Consider the following 17,094-nt stretch of genomic DNA (forward strand, 5'->3'; position numbering starts at 1 on the left):
GTGTACGGAAGCCCACAAACATGAACACAGCAGTCAGTACCGCCTACAACTACAAGGTGGTCCGCCAGTTCGCCATTATGACGGTGGTCTGGGGAATCGTCGGGATGGGGCTCGGCGTTCTCATAGCTGCCCAGCTAGCCTGGCCGGAGCTCAACTTCAACCTGCCCTGGACCAGCTTTGGGCGCTTGCGACCCTTGCACACCAACGCGGTGATCTTCGCGTTCGGTGGTTGCGCATTGTTCGCCACCTCCTACTACGCCGTCCAACGCACCTGCCAGACCCGCCTGGTCTCGGACAAACTCGCTGCCTTCACCTTCTGGGGTTGGCAACTGGTGATCGTCCTGGCCGCCGTAAGCCTGCCGCTGGGTTTCACCAGCTCCAAGGAATACGCCGAGCTGGAATGGCCGATCGACCTCCTCATCACCATCGTCTGGGTCAGCTATGCCGCCGTGTTCTTCGGCACGGTGATGAAGCGCAAGACCAAGCACATCTACGTCGGTAACTGGTTCTTCGGTGGCTTCATCCTCACCGTGGCCATTCTCCACGTGGTGAACAACCTGGAGATCCCGGTCACCCTGACCAAGTCCTACTCGCTCTATGCGGGTGCGACCGATGCGATGATCCAGTGGTGGTACGGCCACAACGCCGTGGGCTTCTTCCTGACCGCCGGCTTCCTGGGGATGATGTACTACTTCGTTCCGAAGCAAGCCGGTCGCCCGGTCTACTCCTACCGCCTGTCCATCGTCCACTTCTGGGCGCTGATCGCGGTCTACATCTGGGCCGGCCCGCACCACCTGCACTACACCGCGCTGCCGGACTGGGCGCAGAGCCTGGGCATGGTGATGTCGCTGATTCTGCTGGCTCCGAGCTGGGGCGGCATGATCAACGGCATGATGACCCTGTCGGGCGCCTGGCATAAGCTGCGCGACGATCCGATCCTGCGCTTCCTGGTGGTCTCCCTGGCCTTCTACGGCATGTCCACCTTCGAAGGCCCGATGATGGCCATCAAGACCGTCAACGCCCTCTCCCACTACACCGACTGGACCATCGGCCACGTACACGCCGGTGCCCTCGGCTGGGTCGCCATGGTGTCCATCGGCTCGCTGTATCACCTGATCCCGAAGGTCTTCGGTCGCGAGCAGATGCACAGCGTCGGCCTGATCAACGCCCACTTCTGGCTGGCCACCATCGGCACCGTTCTCTACATCGCCTCGATGTGGGTCAACGGCATCGCCCAGGGCCTGATGTGGCGCGCAGTGAACGAGGACGGCACCCTGACCTACTCCTTCGTCGAAGCGCTTGAAGCCAGCCACCCCGGCTTCGTGGTGCGCATGATCGGCGGCGCGATCTTCCTCAGCGGCATGCTCCTCATGGCTTACAACACCTGGCGCACCGTGAAGGCTGCCAAGCCGGCCGAATACGACGCCATCGCCCAGATCGCCTGAGGAATCGATAGATGAAAAAGCATGAAGTCATCGAGAAAAACGTCGGCCTGATGGCGTTGTTCATGATCCTGGCAGTCAGCATCGGCGGTCTGGTACAGATCGTCCCGCTGTTTTTCCAGGACGTCACCAACACCCCGGTCGAAGGCATGAAGCCCTACACCGCGCTGCAACTGGAAGGTCGCGACATCTACATCCGTGAAGGCTGCGTTGGCTGCCACTCGCAGATGATCCGTCCGTTCCGTGCCGAGACCGAGCGTTACGGCCACTACTCCGTCGCCGGCGAAAGCGTCTGGGACCACCCCTTCCTGTGGGGTTCCAAGCGTACCGGCCCGGACCTGGCCCGTGTTGGCGCCCGCTACTCGGACGACTGGCACCGCGCGCACCTCTACAACCCGCGCAACGTGGTACCGGAGTCGAAGATGCCGGCCTACCCGTGGCTGGTGGAGAACAGACTCGACGGCAAGGACACCGCCGCCAAGCTCAGCGCCATGAAGACCCTGGGCGTGCCCTACACCGACGAGGACATCGCCGGTGCCTCCGAGGCGGTCAAGGACAAGACCGAGATGGACGCCCTGGTCGCCTACCTGCAGGTGCTCGGCACCAGCCTGAAGACCAAGAGGTAAGGCGCCATGGACGTTGGAATACTGCGCGGCCTCGGCACCTTGCTGGTGCTGGTCGCGATGATCGGGGTGTTCTGCTGGGCCTACAGCGGCCGGCGCAAGGCTGACTTCGAGCAAGCCGCGCTGCTGCCTTTCGGTGATGACGCCGAGCCCAGCCTGCAAGACCGGAATGTTTCTAGGAGCACACACGAATGACCACTTTCTGGAGCTGGTACATAACCCTGCTCACCCTCTTCACCCTGGTGGCGCTGCTCTGGCTGGTGTTCGCCACCCGCAAGGGCGAGGCCAAGGGCACGGTCGACAAGACCATGGGCCATGCCTTCGACGGTATCGAGGAGTACGACAACCCGCTGCCCAAATGGTGGTTCATGCTGTTCGTGGGCACCATCGTCTTCGCCATCGGCTACATGGTGCTCTACCCCGGCCTGGGCAACTGGACCGGCCTGTTCCCCGGCTACGAAGGTGGCTGGACCCAGGAGAAGCAGTGGCAGCGTGAAGTGGACAAGGCCAACGCACAGTACGGCCCGATCTTCGCCAAGTACTCGGCCATGTCGCTGGAAGCCGTCGCCCAGGACCCGCAAGCCATGAAAATGGGCGGCCGCCTGTTCGCCACCTACTGCTCCATCTGCCACGGCTCGGACGCCAAGGGCGCAGTGGGCTTCCCCAACCTGGCTGACAGCAGCTGGCGCTGGGGCGGCGACGCCGAAACCATCAAGACCACCATCCTCCACGGTCGCATGGCTGCCATGCCGGCCTGGGGTGAAGTGCTGGGTGATGAAGGCGTGAAGAACGTCGCAGCCTATGTTCGCCAGGACCTGGCCGGCCTGAAGCTGCCGGACGATGTGAAAGCCGACGTGGAAGCCGGTAAAGCCATGTTCGCCACCACCTGCACCGCCTGCCACGGCCAAGAAGGCCACGGCACTGCAGCCATGGGTGCGCCGGACCTGACCCAACCGGCCGCCTGGATTTACGGTTCCAGCCTGGCCCAACTGCAACAGACCATCCGCTACGGCCGCAACGGCCAGATGCCTGCCCAGGAGCAATACCTCGGTCAGGACAAGGTGCACATCCTTGCCGCCTACGTGTACAGCCTGTCCCGCAAGGACGGCGAGAAAGTAGCCAGCGAGTGATCCGAACCGGCGACGCAAGGAGGCGTCGCCACACCGGCCGGACCGAAAGGCACCGGACGGAGCCGCGCAAAGGCAGCCCAACGCAAGACGGGCAACACGGACACAAGGATGTGTCCACCCCTCCCCAGCCCCTCCTTATATATAGTGCGACCCAATGTCGCACCCCTCCCGACCAGCTGCCTTCCCCCTCAAAGCTCATCGTCTACGCTGCTGAATAATCCTCATCGGTCATGAGGACAAGGCGGTTCCCCCTCCTCGCCCCCGGTTCGAAGTGCTCCACCAGACCCCGGGCGACCCGGCTGGAATCCTTGCCCCGAGGGCTCTGAAAGGGTGATTGTGTCGGCATGTGTCGTTGCAATGACTACCCTCTTTCTCCATACTGCCGCCGCTTTTTTGTCCCCCGAAAAACTCCATTAACCGTGGAACCCCTAGCATGAGCACAGCAATCAGTCAGACTGCTTATAACTATAAGGTGGTCCGCCAGTTCGCCGTTATGACGGTGATCTGGGGGGTCATTGGGATGGGTCTAGGCGTGTTCATCGCCGCACAACTCGTGTGGCCGGAACTCAACCTGAACCTTCCGTGGACCAGCTTCGGCCGTCTGCGCCCCTTGCATACCAACGCGGTGATCTTCGCCTTCGGTGGTTGCGCCCTGTTCGCCACGTCCTACTACGTGGTGCAACGTACCTGCCAGGCCCGGCTGATTTCCGATGGATTGGCAGCCTTCACGTTCTGGGGCTGGCAAGCCGTGATCGTGCTGGCAGTGATCACACTGCCCCTGGGTTACACCTCCTCCAAGGAATACGCTGAGCTCGAGTGGCCGATCGACATCCTCCTGGGGATCGTCTGGGTCACTTACGCAATCGTGTTCTTCGGCACCATCGTCAAGCGCAAGACCAAGCACATCTATGTGGGCAACTGGTTCTTCGGCGCCTTCATCCTGGTGACTGCACTGCTGCACATCGTCAACAGCGCGGAAATCCCGGTCTACGCCTTCAAGTCGTACTCCGTGTACGCCGGCGCGACCGACGCGATGATCCAGTGGTGGTACGGCCACAACGCCGTGGGCTTCTTCCTGACCACCGGCTTCCTGGGGATGATGTACTACTTCGTTCCGAAACAGGCCGAGCGTCCGATCTACTCCTATCGCCTATCCATCGTGCACTTCTGGGCGCTGATCACCCTGTACATCTGGGCCGGTCCGCACCACCTGCACTACACCGCTCTGCCGGATTGGGCCCAGTCCCTGGGCATGGCGATGTCCCTGATTCTGCTGGCTCCGAGCTGGGGCGGCATGATCAACGGCATGATGAGCCTGTCGGGCGCCTGGCATAAGCTGCGCAGCGACCCCATCCTGCGCTTCCTGGTGGTTTCCCTGGCCTTCTACGGCATGTCCACCTTCGAAGGCCCGATGATGGCGATCAAGACCGTCAACGCCCTTTCCCACTACACCGACTGGACCATCGGCCACGTACACGCCGGCGCCCTCGGTTGGGTAGCGATGATCTCCATCGGTTCGCTGTACCACCTGATTCCGAAGGTCTTCGGTCGCGAGCAGATGCACAGCGTCGGTCTGATCAACGCCCACTTCTGGCTGGCCACCATCGGTACCGTTCTCTACATCGCCTCGATGTGGGTCAACGGCATCACCCAAGGCCTGATGTGGCGTGCGGTCAACGAAGACGGCACCCTCACCTACTCCTTCGTCGAAGCGCTGGAAGCCAGCCATGCCGGTTACCTGGTACGCATGATCGGCGGCGCGTTCTTCGTCACCGGCATGCTGCTGATGGCCTATAACACCTGGCGCACCGTGCGTGCCGCCAAGCCGTCCGAATACGAAGCCGCTGCCCAGATTCCGCAAGGAGCTCACTAATGAAGCAACACGAATTAGTCGAGAAGAACGTAGGTCTGCTGGCGCTGTTCATGGTCATCGCCGTGAGCATCGGTGGTCTGGTGCAGATCGTTCCGCTGTTCTTCCAGGACGTCACCAACACCCCGGTCGAAGGCATGAAGCCGCGCACCGCGCTGGAACTCGAAGGCCGTGACATCTACATCCGCGAAGGCTGCGTTGGCTGCCACTCGCAGATGGTCCGTCCGTTCCGTGCCGAGACCGAGCGTTATGGTCACTACTCCGTTGCCGGCGAAAGCGTCTGGGACCACCCCTTCCTGTGGGGCTCCAAGCGTACCGGTCCGGACCTGGCCCGCGTAGGCGGCCGCTACTCCGACGACTGGCACCGCGCGCACCTGTACAACCCGCGCAACGTGGTACCGGAATCGAAGATGCCGTCCTACCCGTGGCTGGTGGAGAACAAACTCGACGGCAAGCACACTGCCGCCAAGATGGAAGCTCTCCGTACCGTAGGCGTGCCCTACACCGACGATGACATCGCCGGCGCCAAAGACGCAGTCAAGGGCAAGACCGAGATGGACGCGCTGGTCGCGTTCCTTCAAGGCCTTGGCACCTCGATCAAGAACAAACGGTAAGCATGATGGATATCCAGACTCTCCGCGGGCTGGGAACCATCCTGGTGTTCGTCGCCTTCATCGGCGTCGTGCTCTGGGCGTACAACAGCAAGCGCAAGGACAGCTTCGACGAAGCTGCCAACCTGCCCTTCGCAGACGACAAGCCAGCGAACACCAAGAGCGACGAAGAAGCTTCTAGGAGTAAGAGCGAATGACCACGTTCTGGAGTTGGTACGTAACCCTGCTCACCAGCGCCACACTGGTGGCGCTGACCGTGCTGATCTTTGCCACCCGCAAAGGCCAGCGCCAGGAAAGCACCGAAGAAACCGTCGGCCACGCCTTCGACGGTATCGAGGAATATGACAACCCGCTGCCCAAGTGGTGGTTCATGCTGTTCGTCGGCACCCTGATTTTCGCCGTCGGCTACCTGGTCCTGTACCCGGGCATGGGCAACTGGAAAGGCATCTTCCCCGGCTACAGCACAGTCACCGAAGGCAAGCCCTTCGCTGACGGCCAGCCCGGCTGGACCGGTGTCCACCAGTGGGAAAAGGAAATGGACAAGGCCGACAAGCAATACGGCCCGCTGTTCCAGAAGTACGCTGCCATGCCGATCGAGGAAGTGGCCAAGGACGAGAAAGCCCTGAAAATGGGTGGTCGCCTGTTCGCTTCCAACTGCTCGGTCTGCCACGGTTCCGACGCCAAGGGCTCCTATGGTTTCCCCAACCTGACCGACGCCGACTGGCGCTGGGGCGGTGAGGCCGAAACCATCAAGGCCACCATCCTTGGCGGCCGCCACGGCATCATGCCGGCCTGGGGCGAAGTCATCGGCGAACAAGGCGTACGTGATGTCGCCGCCTTCGTCCGCGTGACCCTGGATGGCCGCGACCTGCCGAAGGACGCCAACGCCAATCCGGAAGCCGGCAAGGCGATCTTCGCTGCCAACTGCGTGGCGTGCCACGGTCCGGAAGGCAAGGGCACCCCGGCAATGGGCGCACCGAACCTGACCCACCCGGGCGCGTTCATCTACGGCAGCAGCTTCGCTCAGCTGCAGCAGACCATTCGTTACGGCCGCCAGGGCACCATGCCGGCTCAGGAAGAACACCTGGGCAACGACAAGGTTCACCTGCTTGCCGCCTACGTCTACAGTCTGTCGCACAAGAACGCCGCAGAGACCGAAAGCAAGTAACGCCGAGCCTGCCATGCGCGACGCACTGTCGCACATGGCAGGCTGCTATGAGGCGTACCATATGCGGCAGGCAAAAAAGATCCCGTTCGGCACGCACTGATCGGGGCAAGCCCCAACCGTCGTGGTACGAGTAGATGAGCGAACAGATCCCCGTCCAGAACATTACCCCTCCCCCGGCCAAGAGCGGTGCCAACACCGACCTCTACGCCAGCCGTGAAAAGATCTACACCCGCGCCTTCACCGGCATCTTCCGCAACCTGCGCATGGCAGGCGGCGCCCTCCTCTTCCTGCTCTACTTCGGTACCGTCTGGCTGAGCTGGAACGACCGGCAAGCCGTCTGGTGGAACCTCCCCGAGCGCAAGTTCTACATCTTCGGCGCCACCTTCTGGCCCCAGGACTTCGTCCTGCTGTCGTGGCTCCTGATCATCTGCGCCTTCGGCCTGTTCTTCATCACCGTCTTCGCCGGTCGCGTCTGGTGCGGCTATACCTGCCCGCAGAGCGTCTGGACCTGGATCTTCATGTGGTGCGAGAAGGTCACCGAAGGCGACCGCAACCAGCGAATGAAGCTGGACAAGACGCCCATGAGCGGCGCCAAGCTCATGCGCAAATCCGCCAAGCACAGCCTCTGGCTGCTGATCGGCTTCGTCACCGGCGTCACCTTCGTCGGCTACTTCACCCCCATCCGCGAACTGGTGATCGACCTCTTCACCGGCAACGCCGATGGCTGGGCCTATTTCTGGGTCGGCTTCTTCACCCTGGCCACCTACGGCAACGCGGGCTGGCTGCGCGAGCAGGTGTGCATCTACATGTGCCCCTATGCGCGCTTCCAGAGCGTGATGTTCGACAAGGACACCCTGATCGTCTCCTACGATCCACGCCGCGGCGAATCCCGTGGCCCGCGCAAGAAGAACGTCGACTACAAGGCCCAGGGCCTTGGTGATTGCATCGACTGCACCATGTGCGTCCAGGTCTGCCCCACCGGCATCGACATCCGCGACGGCCTGCAGATCGAGTGCATCGGCTGCGCCGCCTGCATCGACGCCTGCGACAGCATCATGGAGAAGATGAACTATCCCAAGGGGCTGATCAGCTACACGACTGAACACAACCTGAACGGGCAGCAAACCAAGCTCATGCGCCCAAGGCTGATCGGGTACGCTGCCGCGCTCGTTGCGATGATCGGCCTGTTCGGTTACGCCGTCGCCGCCCGCTCGCTGGTGGAACTGGACGTGATCAAGGACCGCGTCCTGTACCGCGAGAACGAGCAGGGTCGCATCGAGAACGTCTACACCCTGAAGATCATGAACAAGGCCCAGAAGGACCAGGTCTTCACCATCGAAGCCGAAGGCCTCGACGGCCTCGTCTACGAAGGCAAGACCCAGGTCAGGACGGAAGCGGGCGAAGTGCTCTCGGTGCCGGTGGAACTGTCCATCGACCCGGAGAAACTCCCCTCCAGCACCAACAACATTCTCTTCCGGGTCCGCTCGGTCGATGACGCCAGCATAACCACCGACGCCGACAGCCGCTTCATCGGCCCCAGCGTCCGCTGAACAACGAGATCCCCATGCAGTCCGAATCTCCCGCAAGCCCCTGGTACAAGCAACCCTGGCCCTGGTTCATCCTCGGCATCCTCGGCACCTCGGTGGTGCTGGGCACCTCGATGCTGGTGATCGCCATCCAAAACCCGCCGAGCCTGGTGGTCGACAACTACTACGACGTCGGCAAGGGCATCAACACCTCGCTGGAGCGCGAGGAGCTGGCCAAGCGCCTCGGCATGAAGGCCCAGGTGCGCCTGGATGACCAGAGCGGCGTGGTGCAGGTCAACCTGACCGGCAACAGCCACCCGCAACAGCTGGTGCTCAGCCTGCTCTCCCCCACCCAGCAGGAGAAGGACCGCCGCATCGTGCTGCAACCGCAATCCGGTGACCTGTACAGCGGCCACCTGGAAGATTCGGTCAGCGGCCGCCGCTTCGTCGAGCTGATCGGCCAGGAAGATGGCCAGGACTGGCGCCTGTTCGAGGAAGAAACCCTCGAGAACGGCAGCGTGACCCTGCTGGGCGAATAAGCCAGGCCCCATGCCCGCGCCCCTATCCTGCTACCACTGTGGCCTGCCGGTGCCCTCCGGCAGCCCCTACGAGGCCCGCGTACTCGGTGAGACGCGGGCCATGTGCTGTCCGGGTTGCCAGGCCGTGGCCGAGGCCATAGTCGCCGGCGGCCTGGAAGGCTACTACCGCCACCGCAGCGAAACCGCCGCCAACCCCGAAGCCCTGCCCAACGCACTCCCCGACGAACTGGCCCTGTTCGACCGTGAGGACGTGCAGCGCCCCTTCGTCCAGCACCAGGGCGAACTCAGCGAAACCAGCCTGCTGATCGAAGGCATCAGCTGTGCCGCCTGCGGCTGGCTGATCGAACGGCACCTGCGCACCCTGCCCGGGGTGGACGAGGCACGCCTCAACCTGTCCAACCACCGCCTGCAGGTTCGCTGGGCCGACAGCCAGCTGCCCCTCAGCGAGCTGCTCAAGGAACTGCGCCGCATCGGCTACGCCGGCCACCCCTACAAGGCCGATGACGCCGCCGAGCGCCTGGCCGCCGAGAACAAGCGCGCCATGCGCCAGCTCGGCGTCGCCGGCCTGCTGTGGATGCAGGTGATGATGGCGGCCATGGCCACCTGGCCCGAGTTCAACATCGACCTGAGCCCGGAGCTGGACAAGATCCTGCGCTGGGTCAGCCTGTTCCTCACCACGCCCATCGTCTTCTACTGCTGCGGCCAGTTCTTCCGTGGCGCCCTGCGCGACCTGCGCACCCGCCACCTGAGCATGGACGTCTCGGTGTCCCTGGCCATCGGCGGTGCCTATGCCGCCGGCATCTGGTCCACCATCACCGGCATCGGCGAGCTGTACTTCGACGCCGTCGGCATGTTCGCCCTGTTCCTCCTTGCCGGCCGCTACCTGGAACGGCGCGCCCGTGAGCGCACCGCCGCCGCCACCGCGCAACTGGTCAACCTGCTGCCCGCCTCCTGCCTGCGCCTGGACGCCAGCGGCCAGAGCCAGCGCATCCTCCTCGGCGAGCTGGCCGTGGGCGATCGCGTCCTGGTGCCACCGGGCGCACTGATGCCGGCGGACGGCCTGATCCTCGAAGGCCAGTCCAGCGTCGACGAATCCCTGCTCACCGGTGAATACCTGCCCCTGCCTCGCGGGCGCGGCGACGCCGTCACCGCCGGCACGCTCAACGTCGAAGGCCCGCTCACCCTAGAAGTGCAGGCACTCGGCGACCAGACCCGCCTCTCCGCCATCGTGCGCCTGCTGGAACGCGCCCAGGCGGACAAACCGCGCCTCGCCGAACTGGCCGACAAGGTCGCGCAATGGTTCCTGATCATCGTGCTGCTGGCCGCCGCCGCCGTCGGCCTGGCCTGGTGGCAGATCGACCCGTCGCGGGCCTTCTGGATCGTCCTCTCGCTGCTGGTCGCCACCTGCCCCTGCGCCCTCGCACTGGCCACGCCCACCGCACTCACCACCGCCACCGGCAGCCTGCACAAACTCGGCCTGCTGCTGACCCGTGGCCACGTGCTGGAGGGGCTGAACCAGATCGACACGGTGATCTTCGACAAGACCGGCACCCTCACCGAAGGCCGCCTCACCCTCAGCGCCATCCACCCCCTGGGCCCGCTCGACAACGACGCCTGCCTGGCCCTGGCCGCCGCGCTGGAGAACCGTTCGGAGCACCCCATCGCCCGCGCCTTCGGCCGCGCGCCACGCCCCGCCGAACAGGTGGAGAACGTCCCCGGCAAGGGCCTCGAAGGCCTTGTCGACGGCCAGCGCCTGCGCATCGGCCAGGCTGCGTTCGTGGCCGAGCTGGGCGGCTGGGCCGAGCCGGAGATTCCCGGCAGCAACGGCCAGTGGCTGCTGCTCGGCAATGAACAGGGCCCGCTGGCCTGGCTGGTGCTGGATGACCGCCTGCGCGAAGACGCCCCGCTGCTGCTCGATGCCTGCCGCGCCCGTGGCTGGCAGGTGATGCTGCTCTCCGGCGACAGCTCGCCGATGGTCGACGAGATTGCCCGCCGCCTCGGCATCGACGACGCCCGTGGCGGCCTCAGCCCCGACGCCAAGCTCGACGTGCTGCGCGACCTGCACCAGCAGGGCCGCCGCGTGCTGATGCTGGGCGACGGCGTCAACGACGTACCGGTCCTGGCCGGCGCCGACATCAGCGTCGCCATGGGCAGCGCCACCGACCTGGCCAAGACCAGCGCCGACGCCGTACTCCTCTCCAACCGCCTGGAAAGCCTCGTGCAGGCCCTCTCGGTGGCCGGTCGCACGCGCCGCATCATCATCCAGAACCTGGCCTGGGCGACCCTGTACAATGGCCTGGTTCTGCCCTTCGCGGCGCTGGGCTGGGTCACTCCGGTCTGGGCCGCATTCGGCATGTCGGTCAGCTCGCTGCTGGTGGTGATCAACGCCCTGCGGCTGGCCAGAAGCTAGAGGCCGGCCGGGGCGCCCTCCCCTTCCGACCCACCGCCCAGGTTCCATAACGAGATTCCCCGATGCCTGCGTTATACATCCTGATCCCCGTCGCCATCGGCCTGGTCGGCTTCGCCATCTGGCTGTTCTTCTGGGCCGTGGACAGCGGCCAGTACGACGACCTCGACGGCCCCGCCCACAGCATCCTCTTCGACGACGAAGACCCGGGCCACAAGGCCGGTATCGTCGAAGCCGACGAAAGCGAGGGCGAGCGCAAGAACGAGGAAAGCCCCGACGACGAGGACAAGCGCGGTGCTTGAACTGGCCCCCCTGCTGGTTTCGGCGCTGATCCTCGGCCTGCTGGGGGGCGGCCACTGCATCGGCATGTGCGGCGGCCTGATGGGCGCCCTGACCCTGGCCATCCCGCCGGAGCAACGTGCTCGACGCTTCCGCCTGCTGATCGCCTACAACCTCGGCCGCATCCTCAGCTACACCACCGCCGGCCTGCTCATCGGCCTGGCCGGCTGGGCCGTGGCCAGCAGCCCGGCAGCCATGGTGCTGCGGGTGATCGCGGCACTGCTGCTGATCACCATGGGGCTCTACCTGGCCGGCTGGTGGAGCGGCCTGACCCGCATCGAAGCGCTGGGGCGCGGCCTCTGGCGTCATATCCAGCCGGTGGCGAGCAAGCTGCTGCCGGTTTCTACACTGCCCCGCGCGCTGCTGCTCGGCGCCCTCTGGGGCTGGCTGCCCTGCGGCCTGGTCTATAGCACCCTGCTGTGGGCGGCCAGCCAGGGCTCGGCCAGTGAAAGCGCCCTGCTGATGCTGGCCTTCGGCCTCGGCACTTGGCCGGTGCTGCTGGCCACCGGCCTCGCCGCCGAACGCATCACCGCCCTGCTGCGCAAACGCGGCATTCGCATCGCCGGCGGCCTGCTGGTGATCCTCTTCGGCATCTGGACCCTGCCCGGCCCGCACCAGCATTGGTTGATGGGGCACTGACAGCGAAGCTGGAAGCTGGAAGCTGGAAGCTGGAAGCTGGAAGCTGGAAGCTGGAAAGTCTGGCGCGGCGAGTTGTGGGGTCGAGCATCGATTCGAGCGCATGAGCAGCCGCCGGGCCCCGGCGCTGCGACAGCATGACCCAGGTCAAGAAGCGCCGGTCAGGCGGCACCTAGACTGCCGAGCACTGACTGCTGAACCTGGAATGCCCGCATGCTCGACGATATTCGCTGGGACTCCGGCCTGATCCGCCGTTACGACGCCGCAGGCCCTCGTTACACCTCCTACCCGACCGCCGTGCAATTCAACGAGCGCATCGGCTCCTTCGACCTGCTTCACGCGCTGCGCGACAGCCGCAAGGCCCTGCGCCCGGTCTCGCTTTATGTGCATGTGCCGTTCTGCGCGAACATCTGCTACTACTGCGCCTGCAACAAGGTCATCACCAAGGATCGCGGCCGCGCCCTGCCCTACCTGGAAAAGCTCGAGCGCGAGATCGAACTGATCGCCTGCCACCTCGACCCGCAACAGAAGGTCGAGCAACTGCACTTCGGCGGTGGCACGCCGACCTTCCTCAGCCACGACGAACTGCGCCGCCTCATGGGGCACCTGCGCCAGCACTTCAGCCTGCTCGATGACGATTCGGGGGATTACGGCATCGAGATCGACCCGCGTGAAGCGGACTGGTCGACCATGGGGCTGCTGCGCGAGCTGGGCTTCAACCGCGTCAGCCTGGGCGTGCAGGACCTCGACCCGGTGGTGCAGCGCGCCGTCAATCGGCTGCAGAGCCTGGAGGAGACCCGCGCCATCGTCGAAGCGTCGCGCACGCTGCAGTTCCGTTCGGTGAACATCGACCTGATCTACGGCCTGCCCCGGCAGACACCGGAAAGCTTCGCGCGCACCGTGGCCGAAGTCATCGCCCTGCAGCCGGACCGGCTCTCGGTGTTCAACTATGCGCACCTGCCGGAACGCTTCATGCCCCAGCGGCGCATCAAGACCGAGGAGCTGCCGAGCCCCGCGCAGAAGCTGGAGATGCTCCAGCGCAGCATCGAACAGCTGACCAGCGCCGGGTACCGCTACATCGGCATGGACCACTTCGCCCTGCCCGACGACGAACTGGCCATCGCCCAGGAAGACGGCCGCCTGCAACGCAACTTCCAGGGCTACACCACCCATGGGCACTGCGACCTGATCGGCCTCGGCGTCTCCGCCATCAGCCAGATCGGCGACCTCTACTGCCAGAACGACGCCAACATCGCCACTTACCAGGAAAAGCTGCAAAACGGCCTGCTCGCCACCCGACGCGGCCTCGCCTGCATCGAGGACGACCGCATCCGCCGGGCGGTGATCCAGCAGTTGATCTGCGAATTCGAGCTGGATTTCCAGTCGATCGAAGCGCTCTTCAACATCGAATTCAGGGGGTATTTCGCGGATATCTGGCCGCAGCTGGAGCAGATGTCCGCCGATGGCCTGATCACCCTCAGCGAGCGCGGCATCGACATCCTGCCGCCCGGGCGCCTGCTGGTGCGCTCGGTGTGCATGCTCTTCGACCACTACCTGACGCCAGAGACCACCCAACGTTTCTCCCGGGTGATCTGAGGGGCATCACTTCATCAGCAGCTGGGCGGCCTCGAGCATCTGCTCGCCGCTCAGGCCTGCGTCGCGCATGGCCTTCATCAGGCTGGCGGTGGCCTGGGAAATGGCACCGTTGAGGCTGGAAATCTCGCTTTGCAGGCCTTCCATGCTGCGTAGGCGAGTTTCCTCGTCCAGGCTCTGGTCGGTGGCGATCGACTGGAGCTCGGCCATCTTCTCGCGCAGGTCTTCCTTCAGCTTGCGAATCATCTTGAGGATCTGCTTGATGGTGTCCGGCAGGCTGCTGTCGTCGATATCCTGGTTCTTCTTCGCCTCATCGGAGCGCGCCTTGCCCGCTTCGGACAGGCTCACGCGGATGCCCACGTGGCCGATACGGTCGTCGAGGCCGCCGTCGGCACTCTCTTCACCCTGCCCGGCATCCCTGGCTTCATCACCACGCGCAGCCGCGAAACGCTGGCCGATCTGCGGCCAGCCGGAAACGTCTACTCTCATGATCGCTCGCTCCATTGGGATCAATACCGAGATATCGACTGCGCAACGAAGAACTTGAATACGTTTCCTTCGGCCTTTTCCTAGCCCTGAGCGCGCCCCATGCGTTACCCTTACGCCCATTGTGTGTTTGCTTTTGCAAGGGATCCGTGGATGTCCGAGATCATCAAGGTACGCAACCTGCCTCAGGCACATTGCAAGGACTGCAGCCTCGCCGCCCTTTGCCTGCCCCTGTCGCTGAACATGGAAGACATGGACTCGCTGGACGAAATCGTCAAGCGCGGTCGTCCGCTGAAGAAAGGGGACTACCTGTTCCGCCAGGGCGACACCTTCGAGTCCGTTTTCGCCGTACGTTCCGGTGCGCTGAAAACCTTCGGTGTCACCGATGCCGGCGAAGAACAGATCACCGGCTTCCACCTGCCCAGCGAGCTGGTCGGCCTCTCCGGCATGGACACCGAGCTCTACCCGGTATCCGCCCAGGCACTGGAAACCACCTCGGTCTGCGAAATCCCCTTCGAGCGCCTCGACGAGCTCTCCGTGCAACTGCCGCAGCTGCGCCGCCAGCTGATGCGCGTCATGAGCCGCGAAATCCGTGACGACCAGCAGATGATGCTGCTGCTCTCCAAGAAAACCGCCGACGAGCGCATCGCCACCTTCCTGGTGAACCTCTCCGCACGTTTCCGCGCCCGTGGCTTCTCGGCCAACCAGTTCCGCCTGGCCATGTCGCGCAACGAGATCGGCAACTACCTGGGCCTCGCGGTCGAGACCGTCTCCCGCGTGTTCACCCGCTTCCAGCAGAGCAACCTGATCGCCGCCGAAGGCAAGGAAGTGCACATCCTCGATCCCATCGAGCTCTGCGCCCTCGCTGGCGGCAGCATCGAAGACTGATCCCCGCGCCGGCCGCTCGGCCGGCGCCCTCCCCTCTCTCCAGGTTCCGCACCATGATTTTCGACGAATTCGATATCAAGACCCTGATCCGCCCGGTGGTGGACTTCCCCAAGCCCGGCGTGGTCTTCCGCGATATCACCCCGCTGTTCCAGTCCCCCCGCGCCCTGCGCCTGGTGGTGGACAGCTTCATCCAGCGCTACGTCGAAGCCGAGTTCAGCCACATCGCCGCCATGGACGCCCGCGGCTTCCTGATCGGCTCCATCGTCGCCTATGAGCTGAACAAGCCGCTGGTGCTGTTCCGCAAGCAGGGCAAGCTGCCCGCCGACGTACTCGCCCAGGGCTACCAGACCGAGTACGGCGAAGCCTTCCTCGAAGTGCACAGCGACAGCCTCTGCGACGGCGACAAGGTCCTGATCTTCGATGACCTGATCGCCACCGGCGGCACCCTGCTGGCCGCCACCGCCCTGGTCCGCCGCATGGGCGCCAGCGTGTTCGAGGCCGCCGCCATCATCGACCTGCCGGAACTCGGCGGTTCCCAGCGCCTGCAGGACATCGGCATCCCCACCTTCTCGCTCACCGCCTTCGCCCTCGACGAGAAGTGATCTTCCGGGGCCTGCACGCCAGGCCCCAATCCCCTCCCAAAGTCTGAACCCATGGCATTTGCGCCAGGCTTGCGGCCGCCCGCGCGAAACCGGGGCGAGCCCCTGGCCGCTCGGGCCATGGCGGGCAATGATGGCGACCCCTGCGTACAACAAGAGGTCGCCATGAACCCTCGCAGCAAGCTCTCCGACTGCTTCAGCCGTGAAGAAATCCAGCGCCTGAGCCAGCGCTCCGACGCTGCCGGCTGGTGGGCCGTCGGCTCCACCTGGGCGATCATCGCCGCCACCTTCGCCGTACTCGCCCTCTGGCCCAACCCGGTGACCTTCGTCCTCGCCCTGGTCATCCTCGGCGGCCGCCAGCTGGCCCTGGCCATCCTCATGCACGAAGCCGCCCACGGCACGCTGTTCCGCACCCGCTGGCTGAATGACCGCCTCACCGACTGGCTCTGCGCGCGGGTCATCTGGGTCGACGTCGCCCGCTACCGCAAGCACCACATCCGCCACCACGCCCACACCGGTACCGATGACGACCCGGACTGGAGCCTGTCGCGCCCATTCCCCACCCGCCGCGCCTCGCTGCTGCGCAAGTTCGCCCGTGACCTGTCCGGCATCAGCGGCCTGCGCCGGCTGCTGGGCCAGCTGCTGATGGACCTGGGCGTGCTGGAGTACACCGTTGCCGCCGAGGTCACCCGGCGCCCCCGGGGCGATCGCCGCTGGCACCACTACCTTGCCGAAGGCGCCCGCAACATGGGCCCCATGCTCCTGGCCAACGCCGTGCTGGCCGGGGTCCTGGCCGCCTGCGGCGAGTTCTGGCTGTTCGGCGTCTGGTGGCTGGCCAACCTCACCACCTACAGCCTGTTCATGCGCATCCGGTCCCTGGCCGAGCACGCCTGCACCGAGCGCGGCCGCGACATGCTGCGCAACACCCGCACCACCCGCGCCGGCTGGCTGGCGCGGGCCACCGTCGCGCCGCTGCGGGTGAACTACCACATCGAGCACCACCTGATGGCCGCCCTGCCCTGGTTCCGCCTGGCCGAAGCCCATCGGCTGCTGCGCCAGCGCGGCCTGGTGCCGGTCCCTCCCGGCTATCTGGAGGTGCTGCGCCGAGTGAGCGAGACGGCCACAAAATAGCCATAACCCGCCGAAAGTTGGTCGGTGGGAGCGTGCGAAAACTGCGTTAATCCTCAACAGTTACATCGTTCGATGGCACGGTCAGCCGTGTCAGCAAGAGCCAGAC

At 64.8% G+C, this 17,094-nt stretch carries 18 protein-coding genes; 17 read left to right on the plus strand and 1 reads right to left on the minus strand.

What is annotated here, in order from left to right:
- The first annotated feature begins 20 nt into the window (after window positions 1–20).
- From ccoN (RTW82_RS07925) to hemN, 14 genes are all read left to right on the plus strand, one after another.
- Window positions 21–1,445, plus strand: a complete 1,425-nt coding sequence (ccoN, locus tag RTW82_RS07925) for a cytochrome-c oxidase, cbb3-type subunit I (protein WP_021222188.1) — start codon at window positions 21–23, stop codon at window positions 1,443–1,445.
- Between the two features lie 11 nt (window positions 1,446–1,456).
- The gene (gene ccoO / locus RTW82_RS07930; protein WP_316924784.1) at window positions 1,457–2,068 is read left to right on the plus strand and encodes a cytochrome-c oxidase, cbb3-type subunit II; all 612 of its coding nucleotides are present in this window, start codon (window positions 1,457–1,459) and stop codon (window positions 2,066–2,068) included.
- Window positions 2,069–2,074: 6 nt separating this feature from the next.
- Entirely contained in the window at window positions 2,075–2,260 is a 186-nt protein-coding gene (locus tag RTW82_RS07935; protein WP_021222190.1) for a CcoQ/FixQ family Cbb3-type cytochrome c oxidase assembly chaperone, read from the plus strand.
- On the plus strand, window positions 2,257–3,195 hold the full coding sequence (ccoP, locus tag RTW82_RS07940; RefSeq protein ID WP_316924785.1) for a cytochrome-c oxidase, cbb3-type subunit III: 939 nt from the start codon (window positions 2,257–2,259) through the stop codon (window positions 3,193–3,195). The genes RTW82_RS07935 and ccoP (RTW82_RS07940) overlap by 4 nt, the downstream gene beginning before the upstream one ends.
- A 433-nt stretch (window positions 3,196–3,628) precedes the next feature.
- Window positions 3,629–5,068 (plus strand): cytochrome-c oxidase, cbb3-type subunit I, encoded by a 1,440-nt coding sequence (gene ccoN, locus RTW82_RS07945; protein WP_031288829.1) that lies wholly within the window; start codon window positions 3,629–3,631, stop codon window positions 5,066–5,068.
- Window positions 5,068–5,679, plus strand: coding sequence for a cytochrome-c oxidase, cbb3-type subunit II (gene ccoO / locus RTW82_RS07950; RefSeq protein ID WP_043243475.1), 612 nt, complete (start codon window positions 5,068–5,070; stop codon window positions 5,677–5,679). The genes ccoN (RTW82_RS07945) and ccoO (RTW82_RS07950) overlap by 1 nt, the downstream gene beginning before the upstream one ends.
- A 5-nt stretch (window positions 5,680–5,684) precedes the next feature.
- The gene (locus RTW82_RS07955) at window positions 5,685–5,873 is read left to right on the plus strand and encodes a CcoQ/FixQ family Cbb3-type cytochrome c oxidase assembly chaperone (RefSeq protein WP_031288830.1); all 189 of its coding nucleotides are present in this window, start codon (window positions 5,685–5,687) and stop codon (window positions 5,871–5,873) included.
- Window positions 5,870–6,844: a cytochrome-c oxidase, cbb3-type subunit III gene (ccoP, locus tag RTW82_RS07960; RefSeq protein WP_021222195.1), complete on the plus strand. Its 975-nt coding sequence runs from the start codon at window positions 5,870–5,872 to the stop codon at window positions 6,842–6,844. The genes RTW82_RS07955 and ccoP (RTW82_RS07960) overlap by 4 nt, the downstream gene beginning before the upstream one ends.
- Window positions 6,845–6,978: 134 nt before the next feature.
- Window positions 6,979–8,394 (plus strand): cytochrome c oxidase accessory protein CcoG, encoded by a 1,416-nt coding sequence (gene ccoG / locus RTW82_RS07965; RefSeq protein WP_021222196.1) that lies wholly within the window; start codon window positions 6,979–6,981, stop codon window positions 8,392–8,394.
- Window positions 8,395–8,408: 14 nt separating this feature from the next.
- Entirely contained in the window at window positions 8,409–8,909 is a 501-nt protein-coding gene (locus RTW82_RS07970; protein ID WP_184488846.1) for a FixH family protein, read from the plus strand.
- A gap of 10 nt (window positions 8,910–8,919) precedes the next feature.
- Window positions 8,920–11,319 (plus strand): heavy metal translocating P-type ATPase, encoded by a 2,400-nt coding sequence (locus RTW82_RS07975; RefSeq protein ID WP_316924786.1) that lies wholly within the window; start codon window positions 8,920–8,922, stop codon window positions 11,317–11,319.
- Between the two features lie 62 nt (window positions 11,320–11,381).
- On the plus strand, window positions 11,382–11,618 hold the full coding sequence (gene ccoS, locus RTW82_RS07980) for a cbb3-type cytochrome oxidase assembly protein CcoS (RefSeq protein ID WP_184488848.1): 237 nt from the start codon (window positions 11,382–11,384) through the stop codon (window positions 11,616–11,618).
- Complete coding sequence (locus RTW82_RS07985; protein ID WP_021222200.1) at window positions 11,611–12,294, plus strand: sulfite exporter TauE/SafE family protein; 684 nt, start codon at window positions 11,611–11,613, stop codon at window positions 12,292–12,294. The genes ccoS and RTW82_RS07985 overlap by 8 nt, the downstream gene beginning before the upstream one ends.
- 210 nt (window positions 12,295–12,504) lie before the next feature.
- Window positions 12,505–13,887, plus strand: coding sequence for an oxygen-independent coproporphyrinogen III oxidase (gene hemN / locus RTW82_RS07990; protein ID WP_316924787.1), 1,383 nt, complete (start codon window positions 12,505–12,507; stop codon window positions 13,885–13,887).
- Between the two features lie 6 nt (window positions 13,888–13,893).
- Here the strand turns inward: hemN and RTW82_RS07995 are convergent, their stop codons facing one another.
- The gene (locus RTW82_RS07995) at window positions 13,894–14,373 is read right to left on the minus strand and encodes a hypothetical protein (RefSeq protein WP_316924788.1); all 480 of its coding nucleotides are present in this window, start codon (window positions 14,371–14,373) and stop codon (window positions 13,894–13,896) included.
- A 150-nt stretch (window positions 14,374–14,523) separates the two neighbouring features.
- Between RTW82_RS07995 and fnr the strand changes: the two genes are divergently transcribed.
- The 3 genes from fnr (at window position 14,524) to RTW82_RS08010 (ending at window position 16,988) form a co-directional block, all read left to right on the plus strand.
- A complete protein-coding gene (gene fnr, locus RTW82_RS08000) occupies window positions 14,524–15,258 on the plus strand; it encodes a fumarate/nitrate reduction transcriptional regulator Fnr (RefSeq protein WP_021222203.1) in 735 nt (244 codons plus the stop codon).
- Window positions 15,259–15,311: 53 nt separating this feature from the next.
- Window positions 15,312–15,860 (plus strand): adenine phosphoribosyltransferase, encoded by a 549-nt coding sequence (locus RTW82_RS08005; RefSeq protein ID WP_021222204.1) that lies wholly within the window; start codon window positions 15,312–15,314, stop codon window positions 15,858–15,860.
- Between the two features lie 162 nt (window positions 15,861–16,022).
- Window positions 16,023–16,988 carry a fatty acid desaturase family protein gene (locus tag RTW82_RS08010; RefSeq protein WP_316924789.1) on the plus strand — a complete coding sequence of 322 codons (966 nt, stop codon included), beginning with the start codon at window positions 16,023–16,025 and terminating at the stop codon, window positions 16,986–16,988.
- The last annotated feature ends 106 nt before the right edge of the window (window positions 16,989–17,094 follow it).

The organism is Pseudomonas sp. zfem005 (assembly GCF_032621735.1).
GTDB lineage: Bacteria > Pseudomonadota > Gammaproteobacteria > Pseudomonadales > Pseudomonadaceae > Metapseudomonas > Metapseudomonas solani.